The sequence below is a fragment of the Archaeoglobus fulgidus DSM 4304 genome (assembly GCF_000008665.1).
GTDB lineage: Archaea > Halobacteriota > Archaeoglobi > Archaeoglobales > Archaeoglobaceae > Archaeoglobus > Archaeoglobus fulgidus.
The window spans coordinates 1,526,784-1,539,288 of sequence record NC_000917.1 but is presented as its reverse complement, the minus strand read 5'-3'; the positions used below and the strand labels follow the sequence as shown (position 1 = coordinate 1,539,288).

At 44.0% G+C, this 12,505-nt stretch carries 13 protein-coding genes, 1 tRNA gene and 1 pseudogene; 13 read left to right on the top strand and 2 right to left on the bottom strand.

The features are described from left to right. The first annotated feature begins 15 nt into the window (after positions 1-15). Positions 16-207, top strand: coding sequence for a DUF5371 family protein (locus AF_RS08645; RefSeq protein WP_048064725.1), 192 nt, complete (start codon positions 16-18; stop codon positions 205-207). A gap of 29 nt (positions 208-236) precedes the next feature. Beyond that, positions 237-650 (top strand): DUF1641 domain-containing protein, encoded by a 414-nt coding sequence (locus tag AF_RS08640; RefSeq protein WP_048064442.1) that lies wholly within the window; start codon positions 237-239, stop codon positions 648-650. On the opposite strand, the gene AF_RS08635 is transcribed toward AF_RS08640, so the two are convergent. Continuing rightward, a complete protein-coding gene (locus tag AF_RS08635) occupies positions 647-1,573 on the bottom strand; it encodes an alpha/beta hydrolase (RefSeq protein WP_048064724.1) in 927 nt (308 codons plus the stop codon). The two genes, AF_RS08640 and AF_RS08635, sit on opposite strands and share 4 nt — an antisense overlap. A gap of 147 nt (positions 1,574-1,720) precedes the next feature. On the opposite strand from AF_RS08635, the gene AF_RS08630 reads away from it, so the two are divergent. The 11 genes and pseudogenes from AF_RS08630 to AF_RS08580 all read left to right on the top strand — a co-directional run bounded on the left by AF_RS08630 (position 1,721) and on the right by AF_RS08580 (position 11,521). Beyond that, positions 1,721-1,793: transfer RNA gene (locus AF_RS08630), tRNA-Val, on the top strand. Between the two features lie 240 nt (positions 1,794-2,033). Then, positions 2,034-3,559: pseudogene (locus tag AF_RS08625) on the top strand (type I restriction-modification system subunit M). Between the two features lie 81 nt (positions 3,560-3,640). Further along, on the top strand, positions 3,641-3,823 hold the full coding sequence (locus AF_RS08620; protein ID WP_010879210.1) for a hypothetical protein: 183 nt from the start codon (positions 3,641-3,643) through the stop codon (positions 3,821-3,823). 60 nt (positions 3,824-3,883) lie between these two features. Next, positions 3,884-4,105: a hypothetical protein gene (locus AF_RS08615; RefSeq protein WP_231487477.1), complete on the top strand. Its 222-nt coding sequence runs from the start codon at positions 3,884-3,886 to the stop codon at positions 4,103-4,105. Between the two features lie 117 nt (positions 4,106-4,222). Beyond that, on the top strand, positions 4,223-4,438 hold the full coding sequence (locus AF_RS08610) for an antitoxin family protein (RefSeq protein WP_010879208.1): 216 nt from the start codon (positions 4,223-4,225) through the stop codon (positions 4,436-4,438). Further along, entirely contained in the window at positions 4,425-4,868 is a 444-nt protein-coding gene (locus AF_RS08605; protein ID WP_010879207.1) for a type II toxin-antitoxin system VapC family toxin, read from the top strand. Before AF_RS08610 ends, AF_RS08605 begins: the two co-directional genes overlap by 14 nt. A gap of 2 nt (positions 4,869-4,870) precedes the next feature. Continuing rightward, positions 4,871-6,145 carry a restriction endonuclease subunit S gene (locus AF_RS08600; protein ID WP_081423274.1) on the top strand — a complete coding sequence of 425 codons (1,275 nt, stop codon included), beginning with the start codon at positions 4,871-4,873 and terminating at the stop codon, positions 6,143-6,145. Then, positions 6,138-7,052 carry a HEPN domain-containing protein gene (locus tag AF_RS08595; RefSeq protein ID WP_010879205.1) on the top strand — a complete coding sequence of 305 codons (915 nt, stop codon included), beginning with the start codon at positions 6,138-6,140 and terminating at the stop codon, positions 7,050-7,052. Before AF_RS08600 ends, AF_RS08595 begins: the two co-directional genes overlap by 8 nt. Positions 7,053-7,173: 121 nt before the next feature. Beyond that, positions 7,174-10,047 (top strand): type I restriction endonuclease subunit R, encoded by a 2,874-nt coding sequence (locus AF_RS08590; protein WP_010879204.1) that lies wholly within the window; start codon positions 7,174-7,176, stop codon positions 10,045-10,047. Beyond that, complete coding sequence (locus tag AF_RS08585) at positions 10,044-10,703, top strand: SprT family zinc-dependent metalloprotease (protein WP_010879203.1); 660 nt, start codon at positions 10,044-10,046, stop codon at positions 10,701-10,703. Before AF_RS08590 ends, AF_RS08585 begins: the two co-directional genes overlap by 4 nt. A 119-nt stretch (positions 10,704-10,822) precedes the next feature. Continuing rightward, positions 10,823-11,521: an alpha/beta fold hydrolase gene (locus AF_RS08580; RefSeq protein WP_143274445.1), complete on the top strand. Its 699-nt coding sequence runs from the start codon at positions 10,823-10,825 to the stop codon at positions 11,519-11,521. A 2-nt stretch (positions 11,522-11,523) separates the two neighbouring features. On the opposite strand, the gene AF_RS08575 is transcribed toward AF_RS08580, so the two are convergent. After that, positions 11,524-12,423 carry an IS481-like element ISA0963-3 family transposase gene (locus AF_RS08575; protein WP_010879201.1) on the bottom strand — a complete coding sequence of 300 codons (900 nt, stop codon included), beginning with the start codon at positions 12,421-12,423 and terminating at the stop codon, positions 11,524-11,526. Between the last annotated feature and the right edge of the window lie 82 nt (positions 12,424-12,505).

Sequence of the window (12,505 nt, the reverse complement as noted above, 5' to 3'; positions counted from 1 at the left end):
TGATAGGTGGTAGTGATGGTGAAAATCGTTCACGCTCAAACAGTGCTGCCTGAAAATGTGCTTGAAGAGCTAAAGAGGAAAACGGGAGAGAATGCAACGAAGGATGCAATAGCTAAGGCCGTAGAGCACTATCTCATGTGCCCTTACACTCATGAGGCGCCCTTAGAAAAAAGGCTTGAGGAAGTAATCAAGAAGAAAAAGAAGTAAACCTCTCTTTTTATTTTTAGGTGCGAAGAATGACCGATATATCCCCGGACAAGTTTGCCAAGGCAGCTGAGGCGATATACGAGATTTTCGAGAAAGTTGTCGAGAACCACGACGAAATTCTCGATGCTATCGACAAGCTCCTGATACTTGAGAGGAAGGGAGTTTTTGACGAAATAGTGAAGTTCTCCGAGTTCAAGGTTCCCTTTACGCCTGACGAGATCAGGGAGATTGCCGAGAGATTCGAGATGCTGATAAAGATTCTTCTTTCCGTCGATGAGAGGGTTCTCAAAGTAATAAAGAGGCTAATCGATGCCTTTGAGGAGTCCATGGTTTACGAGCAGATGGGGATGATGGAGGCCATGAAGGCCTTGAGGGACCCTGACGTGCAGAAGGCCATCGGGTTCGCCCTCACTCTCGCAAAAAATTTTGGAAAGAGGATCTAGTCGAACACAAGAAGAGCGGCAATCTGGTTTATCGCATCCCTCGCAGCCTTCAGCACGGGATAGTAATTGATGAATCCGTGAAGCACGCCTCTGTATCTGACGATGCTCGCCTCAACACCGGCTCTTCTCAGCATCTGCCCGAAAACTTCTCCTTCATCTCTCAGCGGGTCGTATTCGGCGGTTATGATCAGCGCAGGAGGTAGGTTCTCAAGGTCCGCAAAGATTACGGAGGCGAGGGGGTTGAACTTATCTTCCTCTCTGGAGAAGTACTGCTCCGAGAACCAACTCATTATCTTCTGGTCGAGAATCCACAGCCCCTCTCCAAACTCCAGAAGCGATGGTGTGGGGGCTACAAAGTTCACAACGGGGTAAATTAGAATTTGATGCTTTATGAAATCTTCTCCGCTGTCTCTCGCCATTATTGAAACCGCCGCGGCAAGATTCCCTCCCGCACTGTCCCCCCCAACGAAGATTTTTGACGGGTCAATCCTCAGCTCCTCGGCGTTCTCAGCAACCCACTTGGTCGCATCGTAGCAATCATAAACTGCGGCGGGAAACTTGTGCTCAGGAGCGAGCCTGTAATCCACGGAGACTACGGTAGAGTTTGAAAGTCTCGCAATTCTCCTGCATAAGGCGTCGTGCGACTCGATGCTGCAAATCACAAATCCACCACCGTGATAGTAAACCAGAACCGGGGAATCGGGCTTCTGCTGGTAAACTCTGACTCTGATGTCTCCGTTCCTCCCCTTAATCGTCCTGTCCTCAACTCTTTCAACCCTCTCATGCTGGCTCAGCTGCCGGTTTCTCTCCTCGTATATTCGATTTATCGCCTCCCTGTACTCTCTGGCCGAGGAAAACTGGTCGAACTTCGGCAGACTGTCGAAATACTCAGCAAGCTGGTAGTAAACAGGGTCGATTGGCATATCAAGCATAAACTCTTTCCCTTATAAAACTTCCGGTAAGAAGGAAGAAATAAGATTTAAATTTCGCTGATTGCGAAATGTATTGGATTGCCGATACTGCAGAGGTAGGCGTTAAGCTTAATAACAAATTCGTCAGAACCACTCCAAGGGCTCGTGGTCTAGCGGTTATGACGTCGCCCTTACAAGGCGGAGATCGCCGGTTCGAATCCGGCCGAGCCCATTTTTGTTTTGAAATGCTAAATTCTGCTGGCTATGAATAATTTCAATTGTGTGGAGGAGCAGTGTTCAGATTCCAACTCAAAAAAGTGCATTGGAACGTTCACCTTTGGCAGCTACGGGCATATCGTTCAAAATCTTGTCAAATATTGTTTCCCTTCAACTGTTTTAAGCAGAGTTCACATTTTTTAGCTTTAATTTCGCAAAAGGAAAAGATAATATTTGCCTAAACCCACCGCAAACAATGACCCTTGCCGATTACGTCGAAATTGAAACAACGAAAGACGAGCTAATAAGGGCCTGCAAGCAGGCTGCTGATCTGATTAGGACGAGGGTTGATTACAAGTACATTCTCGTCCTTCTCTTCCTTAAAAAGCTGAGCGATGAGTGGAAGCGAGAGTACAGGGAGGCTCTCAAAACCTTAATGGAGAAAGGAGTTGATGAGGAGGAGGCAAAAATCCTCGCAAAGGACAGATCCTTCCACAAATTTGACTATCCTGAAAAATACACTTGGGAGGAGCTGAGGAAGAACGTTAATGAGCTGCCTGTAAGGCTTTCTGAGGCTTTAAAGCTGCTCGCCGAGAAAAATCCTGAGTTGCAAGGAGTTGTGGACAGGCTGGACTTTCTTGAGTTCACGAGGCAAGGGACAACTTCGACATTCTCGTCCAGCTTTTTGAGCTTTTCAGCGGACTGAATCTGGGAAGGGCGAGTGATAGCATTCTTGGTGACGCTTACGAGTGGCTTATCGGCTACTTCGCCCCACAGAAGGCCAAAGAGGGGGAGGTTTTCACCCCTTCGGAGGTTGTTGAGCTCATCGTCAGAATTGTTGATCCAAAGCCGATGGATAGCGTTTATGATCCCGCTGCTGGCTATGCGAGGATGCTGATAAGGGCCTACGATTACGTTAAGGAGAAATACGGCGAGGAGGAGGTGAGGAAGCTATTCCTTTACGGGCAGGAGGTTAATCCAACAACCTACGCCATAGCCAAGATGAACGCCATCGTTCACGGAATAAAGGACATAAACCTCGTTGTTGGCGACACGCTGAAAAATCCGAGGTTTAAGGAAGGAGAGACGTTCAGAAAATTCGATATAGTTATTGCAAATCCACCATGGAATCAGGATGGGTATGGCGAGGAGGAGCTGAAAAAGGCTGAGTTCTACGATGAGAGGTTCAGGTACGGCTTTACTCCAAAGCAATCAGCCGACTGGGCGTGGATTCAGCACATGCTTGCATCGGCAAAAAAGAAGGTTGGTGTTGTAATCGATAACGGGTGCCTTTTCAGAGGAGGAAAGGAGGGGGCGATAAGGAAAGCTGTGGTTGAGGATGATTTAATCGAGTGCGTAATTCTGCTCCCTGAAAAGCTCTTCTACAACACGGGAGCTCCGGGAGCGATTATAATCTTCAACAAGCAGAAGCCAGAGAGCAGGAAGGGAAAGATTCTGTTTATTAACGCAAGCAACGAATACGAGAAGCATCCTGAGGTTAGGAAGCTGAACAGGCTTGGAGAGAAGCATATTGAGAAGATAGTCAGCGCTTACAGGGAGTTCAAGGATGGAGATGGATTCTGCAGGGTTGTTGATGTCGAGGAAGTGAGAAAGAACGACTACAACCTGAACGTTACGCTTTATGTCTTCCCGCAGGAGGAAGTTGAGGAGATTGATGTTGCCAAGGAGTGGGAGGAGCTCAGGGGGATTGAGAGGGAGATTGATGAGGTGGAGAGGAGGATAGAGGAGTATCTTGCTGAGTTGGGGTTTGGGCGAGGATAATATGCTCGATCAATCTGCCTGAAGATTGGGAGCTATGAAAATAGGAGTAAGTTATTTAACATCTCAAACCAACCCAAATACATGGGGGAGGTTACGATTAAAGTATCCGTTCCAGATAACGCCGAAAAGGCGTTTAGAAAAGCAGTTGAGGAAACTGCCAAATTCTTCAATGAGAGGGACAGGTTCTTTGAACTGATGAATGAGCTAAAGGGAGTGATTAAGACAGATAAGTCGTGGATGGAGCTAAAAAGGGATTTAGTTTGATAAATCTGCTTCTGACCACTCCAGCAAACCTTTAAATTTTCTCGTGCTTATTAAAATTCAATGAGTGGTGATACTGAGCTTTTAAAGGCAATTTATGATGAGTTGAAAATCATAAGAGAGGAGTTGAAGAAGTTAAGCAGTAAAATCGAACTTCTTGAGGCTGGAATGATACAGGAAGAGGAAATCAGCGAGGAAGAGGCCAAGGAGCTTGACAGGCTTGTTGAAGAGACGAAAAAGAACGGAATTCCATGGGAGAAGCTTAAAGCTGAACTCGGCCTATGAGTTATGAAATTATAGTTCACCCAAAAGTCGCAAAATCGATTAAGGAGTTTTTGAGTGAGGAAAAGTTAAGTTTTTATTGGTTTTAAGATATTAGAATACGAAGAAAAGGTGTTTCAAATGGGAGAGATTATCGAGGCTGTTTACCAGAAGGGAGTTCTTAAGCCCCTCAGGAAAGTTAGCCTTAGAGAGGGGGAGATTGTTAAGGTGGAGATAAGGGAAACAAAAAAGGTGACAGGAAGATTTTACGCAAAACTCAGGGAGCTTGAGAAGAGAATTGAGAGAGTTGAGGGAGCTCATCGAGAATTAGAGGAGATCAGGGATGATCGTTATTGATACATCGATTTTTGTCGATTATCTTTTTGATAGGGATGAGAATAGAAATGAAAAAGCGAGGAAGTTTTTGAATTCCATTGAGGGATTGACTGTATTTGTTCCGAAAATCTTCGTTATTGAGCTGATTTCAGTAGCTAAAAGGCTTGGGATTGAGATTTCGAGAAAGGATATTGAGGAACTTACATATGATTTCGAGATTCTTTCAGAGGATTTCGTGTTTGATGAGGCTTTAAATGTCGCTGAAAAAGTTCATCCAAGGGCTGCGGACTCATATTTCATAGCCACCGCCAGATTAACGAACTCCATCCTGATATCATCAGATAGATTAATGGTAAGGAATGGCAAGAAATATGGGATTGAGGCATACTGTTTGCTCGATGAACTTGAAAAAGCCTTAGAGGCGATTGGAAAGCTGAAAGGGGAGGGGTAAACATAGCATCCAGATACAAGGAAACACCAATCGGGAGGATTCCTGAGGATTGGGAGGTTGTTAGGCTTGGGGACATTTTCAATGTTGAAACGGGAACGACACCATCTACAAAAAAAGAAGAATATTGGGAAAACGGAACAATTAATTGGCTAACTCCAACTGATTTAAGTAAACTAAATGGGAGAACACATATTTCCGTTTCAGAAAGAAAAATAACTGAGAAAGCATTAAGAGATTACAACCTTACATTATTGCCTAAAGGCTCGATTATTGTCTCAACCCGTGCGCCAGTCGGTTATGTTGCTATCGTAGATGAGGACACTACATTTAACCAAGGCTGCAAAGGTTTAATTCCAAAATCTTCAGAAATTAACACAGAGTTTTATTGCTATTACTTGCTATTGATTAAACGGAAACTCGAACAATTAAGTGGTGGAAGCACCTTTAAAGAATTGCCGAAAAAGTCTCTTGAGGAATTACTAATTCCACTACTTCCGCTCCCAGAACAGCAAAAAATCGCCGAAATTCTCAGCACGGTTGATAAAGCCATAGAAAAGGTTGACGAAGCCATAGCGAAGACTGAAAGGCTGAAGAAGGGCCTGATGCAGGAGCTTCTCACCAAAGGGATAGGGCACAAGGAGTTTAAAGATACCGAAATCGGGAGGATTCCGAAGGAGTGGGAGGTTGTTAGGCTTGGGGATGTTTTGGAATTGTGCCAGTATGGGTTATCAGTTCCGCTGAAGGATAAGGGTAAATATCCAGTTATTAGAATGGATGAAATTGTAAATGGGTATGTTGTTACAGATATTGCCAAGTATGCAGATCTTGATGAAGAAACGTTCAAGAATTTCAAATTAGAAAAAGGAGATGTTTTATTCAACCGCACAAATAGTTTAGAACTTGTTGGGAGGACAGGTATATTTTTATTGGATGGTTATTATGTTTTTGCTTCTTATCTGATTAGATTGAGGCCTAAGCATGAAATTTTGCATCCTCATTTCCTAACGTTCTACCTTATATTTTCACAGAGTAGGCTTAAGCAATTGGCAACTGTTGCAGTTCATCAAGCAAATATCAATGCAACAAACTTGAAAAAGTTTAAAATCCCACTCCCACCTCTCCCAGAACAGCAAAAAATCGCTGAAATTCTTTCAACAGTGGACAAAAAGCTCGAACTCGAAAGGAAACGAAAGGAAAAGCTTGAGAGGATTAAGAAGGGTTTGATGAACGATTTGCTGACTGGAAGGAGGAGGGTTAGGGTGAAAGCAAATGAATAAAAAAGGAAACACGGAGGAAATTATAGAACGCTTATTTTCCATTTTATCATCCGAAAAGGACTCAATAGAATTTCTTAAAGCTGTTTCAGAATTTTCAAAATTTTATGAAATTGATAAGAAAGAGCAAGAGAGAAGATCATCTGAAGCAAAAAGCTTCGTTAAAATGGCACTACAGGATTTTGAATCCGTTAAGATTTTGTATCAATCCAAAATTTACTCTTTAGCTGTGTACCACTTACAACAAGCTGTGGAGAAATATGTTAAAGCTTATGTTTTAGCGTTTTTTGGATTGAGCAAAAAAGAGATGAAAGGTTATGTTGGGCACGATTCGCCAAAAGCGTTTATTAGACTTCTCGATAGGTACAAAAGATCATTAGAATTGTTTTTAAAAAGTATTCAAAAAATTGGCGGATTGGATACACAATTTCTAAAAATTTCAGATGAAGATATACGCAAATTGGTGAGAATTGTAAATATGAGTAGAAAACAGATCGCAGAAATGGATTCAAATCAGATAAAAGGAATTATAAATGCCACAATTAAAATAAAAATTGCCTTGGAGAATAAAGAAATTAAAAACCAGATATTGGGGTTACTCTCCAAATTAAAGAATGAAGCAAGCGAAATAAAGAGTTCGGATCCATCCGAGAAATTTATTCTGGAAAAATTAATTGATAGTGTTGATAGAGTCCTAAATAATCTGGAGACGTTATTAAAACTGAGTTCGACCTTTCTTGTGCTTTATATGCTATCTATAATAACCTATCCTCATGCCACATTCGCCAGATATCCAAACAAAACATTGCCACCTGAAAAATATGATGAAAATTTAGGAATAGTTCAGTATTTTAATGAAATCGTTAAGTTATTGGATGAAGTAGCGAATTTATTGGTATATGAAATATAACTTACTCTTTGACCTCATCAAGAAGGCTGGTATAATAGAGGTGTGGGACATTTACAAAGCTATCAGCAAAATTCTCTGACCTTTCGAAACAATTTTATCCCTCCAAATTAAACTAATTTCGGTGAAGAAAGAGAAAGAGCAATCCGAAGACTACCTTTCGGAGATTCTCAAATCCTTCGGCTGGGAGGAGAGGAAACTCAGCCCTGACATTCTCGACTTAACCGAATTTAAGGCTGCATTAAAAAGGCTGAACGATGTGGATGATGAGGATATCAAGGAGGTTTTGAACTACCTCGAAACCCGCTCCTTTGACGTTGAGGGCTCAATGCAAATTCTGGATGCGATAAAGAAGGGAGTAACAATAAAGGATTCAGAAGGCATCCTTAAGACCATAAAGCTGATAGATTACGCAAACCCTGAAGCCAACAGCCTCGTCTTCTCAAGGCAGGTTAGCTTCGCCGACATCATCCCGGACATCACCCTCTTTGTTAACGGCATCCCCCTCGCCATCATTGAGTGCAAGAAGATGGCCAAAAGCTGGAAGGAAGGCTATGCTCAGATAAAGAGGTATGAGCAATCAGCCCCAGAGCTTTTCAAGTATGTTCAGATTGGTTTCAGCTTCGCTGACAGGCTCGTTTACTTTCCCATCGTGAGGTGGGAGGAGAGCGTTCCGGTTTACGAGTGGAAACCTCAGTTCGACATCCTGAAGCCTGAGATTTTCTTGGACCTCATCCGCTACTTCACCATTTACAGAGAGCAGGATGGGGAGATAACAAAGGTTCTGCCGAGATACATGCAGTACAGAGCAGTTAACTCCATCGTTGAGAGGGCAGTTGGCTGGGCTAAGGGCTTTGAGGAGAGGAACAAAGGCCTAATCTGGCACTGGCAGGGAACGGGCAAAACGCTGACCATGATTTTCTCAGCCCTCAAGATAAGGGACCTCATCGGAAATCCCTCAATCTTCTTCGTAGTTGATAGAGTTGAGCTGCAGAAGCAGCTTTCAGATGAGCTGAAAAACCTCAAAATAAGCTATGAGTTGATAGAGAGTATTGACCATCTCAAGGAGGTTCTAAGCCATGCTGATGGCAAGCGGGGATTCTTCATAACCCTCATACACAAGTTCAGGGAGGAGGAGCTTGCGAAGCTGAGGGAGCAGATGGAGAAGCAGCACTGGAGCATAGCGAAGAGGAGAGATGTAGTTTGCTTGATCGATGAGGGGCATCGCACGCAATATGGGGAACTTGCGGCAAGCATGAGGAGCATACTGAAGAATGCAAGCTTCTTCGCCTTCACCGGAACGCCGATAGCAAAGAAGGGGAGAGATACCTACCTTGCCTTTGGCTATCCAGACGAGCCATACCTCGACCGCTACTTCATCCTCGACTCCATAGATGATGGCTATACCGTTAAGATTGCCTTCCAGTCGAGGCTCGATGAGGTCCACCTTGATAGGGAAAATCTGGAAATCTTCCTCTCCTCAAAGCTTGAGGAGATTCCTGAGGAGTATAGAGAGAAGGTGGAGCAGGACCTGAAGAGGAGGCTGAACAAGGTTAAAGTTATTCTGGAGGACAAGAAGAGGATTGAGAGGATAGCGAGGGATATAGCGAGCCACTACATCCAATTCGTTAAACCATTCAAGGCGATGGTTGTTGCCGTCAGCAGAAACGCGTGCCTTTACTACAAGCAGGCTTTGGACAAATTCCTGAATGAAAACGAAACCGAAATCGTGATGACCTTCCAGCAGAACGATTCAAAGGAACTGCTGGACTATCTGGAAAAGTTGAGGAAAAAATACGGCAAAAGCGAGCTAAAAGAGATTCACGAGGAAATTATAACGAGGTTCAAAAAGTACGAGAATCCCAAAATACTCATTGTAACGGATATGCTCCTCACTGGCTTTGATGCTCCAATCCTGCAAACCCTCTACCTCGACAAGCCATTAAAGGAGCACAGATTGCTGCAGGCGATAGCGAGAACCAACAGGCCTTTTGTTAAGGATGGGGAGAACCTCAAGGGAGCTGGGCTGGTTGTTGATTACGTTGGAGTCTTCAAGTTTCTGAAGAAGGCCTTCGAGATGTATGAGGAGGAGGACATCAGGGGGGCAGCGTACGAATTAGAGGAGCTTAAGGAGGAGTTAAGGAAAAAATTGGATGAAGCCTTCAGATTTTTCGATTTTGAGCTGAGCTACGACAGGGATACGATTGATAGAGCCGTTCTCGTTATTTCTGCCAGAGCTGACGAGTTCAGAAAGCTTTATTCCGAAATAAGGAACCTTTACAGGCTTCTGCTCGAAGACAGGATTGAGTTCAAGGAGAAGTTTGACCTTCTCAGCGAGGTCTATCACGTCTATCTGCAGAGGGAGAACCAGCTTGAGGCAGAGATTGAGCAGAAAAGGGATCAGTTCTACAGAGAAGCCTTGAAGTTCATCCACGAAACCATTGACGTTCAGAGAATAAAGAAGGATTATCCCATCATTGAGATAAACGATGAGTTTCTTGAAAGAGTGAAGAAGAAGGAGAAGAGAAGAATTTACGACATTCTGTTTCCGGTAAGAAATTATGCGAGGAAAGTGGGAGATGAGGACCTGATTGCGAGAGTTGAGAGGATCGTTAAAGACTGGAACGAGAGGAGGAGAGATGCTGATGAGGTGTATAGGGAAGTTCTCTCACTGGCAGAGAAAGTTAATGAAGAGAGGAAGGAGAGGGAGAGGCTCAGGCTGAGTGAAAAGGAATATGGCGTTTTCAAACTTCTGAAATCCCATGCAACAGCAGCGAATGAGAGAGAGCTGGTTGATGCAACCAAGGCAATCATGGACATTGTTAAGGCGAGAACCTTTCCGAAGTGGTATGAGAAGAGCGAAGTTGTGCAGGAAATTGAGAGGGAGGTTTTGCTTTACCTTATTGAGAGAGGCGGGTTCAAGGATGTTAAAACTGCAAGGGATGAAATCGTTAAATTCCTGAAAAGGCAGGCTGAGAGAGAGGAGATTGGGGCATGAACGTAGTTGTTGAGAGGAAAAACGTCAGGAATGTGAGGATTCAGGTTCTTGCAGATGGAAAGGTTAGGGTTGTCGCTCCTCCAGATTTCGATGTTGATTCCTTCATCAGCAAGCATGCTGATTGGATAAAGAAAAAGAGGGCTGAAATCGAGAGCCTGGCTGAGGAGATTAAAGGTAAGGAGAGAATGCTTTTGCTTAACGGAAAGTTCTACCACCTCGTTAAGGATTCGGGCTTCGAGATCAAAGAGGGGGAGGAGGTTGGAGTGGTTAAGTATTACAGCCTCAGGAACCTGAAGAGGAATCTTGCCAGCATTTTGAGAGAGGAGCTGAAAAGAAATGTCTCCTTTTACTCAAGGCTTCTGGGCATAAACTACGGCAGAATCTTCATCAAGATGCAGAAGACAAAGTGGGCGAGCTGCTCCTCAAAGGGCAACCTCAGCTTCAACCTCGCATCTCTCGCTCTGCCAGAGAAGCTGAGAGAGTACATTGTGGTTCACGAGCTTGTTCATCTCCTTGAGCCAAAACACAGCAGGCTTTTCTGGGAAACAGTTGGCTTCTACTATCCTGAATACGAGGAGGCAGAGAGAGAGTTGAAGAAGTACTGGATTTTTGTTGAGAGGAATGAAGTTTGGAGGATGTTGAGGGCGTTGAAATGAGTTAGGACTTGATATTCTGTTTTTTTGCTTAAATAGACATTTCAGCTGTCTCCAGAGGTTACAGGCATAGATAAACAAAAAAGTAATTGGCTTTTTAAATAGTGAAGAAAATTCAGGCTATGAGATTCGGCTTTTTCGACTCGGATGGTTTGAAGCTTCGCTACTTCGAGTGCGGCGAGGGGGAGCCCTTAATCTTAATCCACGGACTTGGGGACTGCATAGAGGGGTGGACTTTTCAGTATGACGACTTCTCCAAGCACTTCAGAGTTGTTGCGCTCGATTTGAGAGGATTCGGAATGTCAGACGTGCCTGAAAGCATTTCCGTAGAGGACTTCGCCAGAGACGTGAAAAACCTCATAGACCACCTTGGAATTGAGAGGGCAAACCTCCTCGGCCTCTCAATGGGTGGAGTTGTCTGCATGGAGTTCTACAGGCAGTATCCGGAGATGGTGAAGTCTCTCGTTCTGGCAAACACCCTCCACAAGCTCCCAGATGCAGGAAGGGCTATGTTTGAGCAGAGATTGAAGCTGCTGGAAAGCTCACCCGACATGACCCAAATTGCGGAATTCATAGCGGAAATGTCCATACACCAAGACAGGCCTGAGCTGAAAGAGCTGGTGAAAACTATAATCAGAAAGAACAACAAGGAGTTTTACACAAAGGTGACAGCCGAACTGGGAAGGATAAACTACGAAGACTTGCTTCCCAAAATAGAAGTCCCAACTCTGGTAATCACAGCTGAGTTTGATGTAACAACACCACCCGCCTTAGGTAGGGAAATTGCCTCGCTGATTCCCAAATGTGATATCCCGAATTAATTTCACTCCTCAAACAACCACCTCCCGTACTCAAACACCCTTTCAGCAGGTAGCTTCCTCAAAAAGGCCTGATAGGGAGTCTCCAATTCGTCGAAATTCAGGCTCATGTGAGGCTTAACGTAATTGTACCAATAAATGAACTCATCCAAAGAATCAAACAGATGGATCTTCTGCTCCATCAAACCAAAGAACCTCTCTATCTTTCCATTCGTTTGTGGATGGTTTATTCTGGCAAGAACATGCCTTACTCCATTCTCGGCCAAAAACTCCCTGAATCTATGCTTGGCCTTCTCTCTGCTTTTAGCTGCAACAAACTGAGTTCCGTGATCTGTGAGGATCTCATCCGGAATGCCATACTCCCTGAATCCCACTTTCAGGACTCTAATCGTGTTCTCAGTCGTAGCTGAATCGAAGACTCCGTAACAAGTAATAAAGCGGGAAGCATCATCCATGAAGGCTATAATCCATTTCTCTCCAAGCCTCTTCCAGTCTCCCTGCCATAAAGACATTGAGTGGGTTCTTTCGTACCTAACCCATTTCCTTCGTTTCTTCTTGCTCATGTTCTCCTCCACCAAACCGTGTTTGAGTAAAACTTTGTAGATTGTATTATGGGAGATGTGGATGCCGTAATCCCTTTCTATCAGCTTTTCAAGAGGTACTGGGCTGAGTCTGTATTTGTTGTAAGCTTGCAGGATGATTTGCTCTGTTTCCTCGTCTATTTCCTTGGGCTTTCTTCCCGGTTGTTTCAGTTCTGGAATCTGGCCAGTTTCCTCATATTGTTTTTTAAGCTGGTAGATTCTTCTTGGTGTAACTCTCATCACAGCGGCTATTTCCTTTACTGGAGCTCCCTTGTCAAGCTGTCTGATTATCCACCTGATCTTTTTGTTCGTTAGTTTTCTCACATGAAGTGGGTGTTTAGTAGTGAAATAATTTAGGGATACTACAGTTTCGTGTTCGAGAATTTAAAGCGACTTTTACGCTTTC

What these genes read in the sequence shown, in the direction of transcription:
- AF_RS08635 (WP_048064724.1), bottom strand. Translation starts at nt 1,573, where the DNA reads ATGCCAATCGACCCTGTTTACTACCAGCTTGCTGAGTATTTCGACAGT.
- AF_RS08640 (WP_048064442.1), top strand. Translation starts at nt 237, where the DNA reads ATGACCGATATATCCCCGGACAAGTTTGCCAAGGCAGCTGAGGCGATA.
- AF_RS08620 (WP_010879210.1), top strand. Translation starts at nt 3,641, where the DNA reads ATGGGGGAGGTTACGATTAAAGTATCCGTTCCAGATAACGCCGAAAAG.
- AF_RS08610 (WP_010879208.1), top strand. Translation starts at nt 4,223, where the DNA reads ATGGGAGAGATTATCGAGGCTGTTTACCAGAAGGGAGTTCTTAAGCCC.
- AF_RS08605 (WP_010879207.1), top strand. Translation starts at nt 4,425, where the DNA reads ATGATCGTTATTGATACATCGATTTTTGTCGATTATCTTTTTGATAGG.
- AF_RS08595 (WP_010879205.1), top strand. Translation starts at nt 6,138, where the DNA reads ATGAATAAAAAAGGAAACACGGAGGAAATTATAGAACGCTTATTTTCC.
- AF_RS08585 (WP_010879203.1), top strand. Translation starts at nt 10,044, where the DNA reads ATGAACGTAGTTGTTGAGAGGAAAAACGTCAGGAATGTGAGGATTCAG.
- AF_RS08580 (WP_143274445.1), top strand. Translation starts at nt 10,823, where the DNA reads ATGAGATTCGGCTTTTTCGACTCGGATGGTTTGAAGCTTCGCTACTTC.
- AF_RS08645 (WP_048064725.1), top strand. Translation starts at nt 16, where the DNA reads ATGGTGAAAATCGTTCACGCTCAAACAGTGCTGCCTGAAAATGTGCTT.
- AF_RS08615 (WP_231487477.1), top strand. Translation starts at nt 3,884, where the DNA reads ATGAGTGGTGATACTGAGCTTTTAAAGGCAATTTATGATGAGTTGAAA.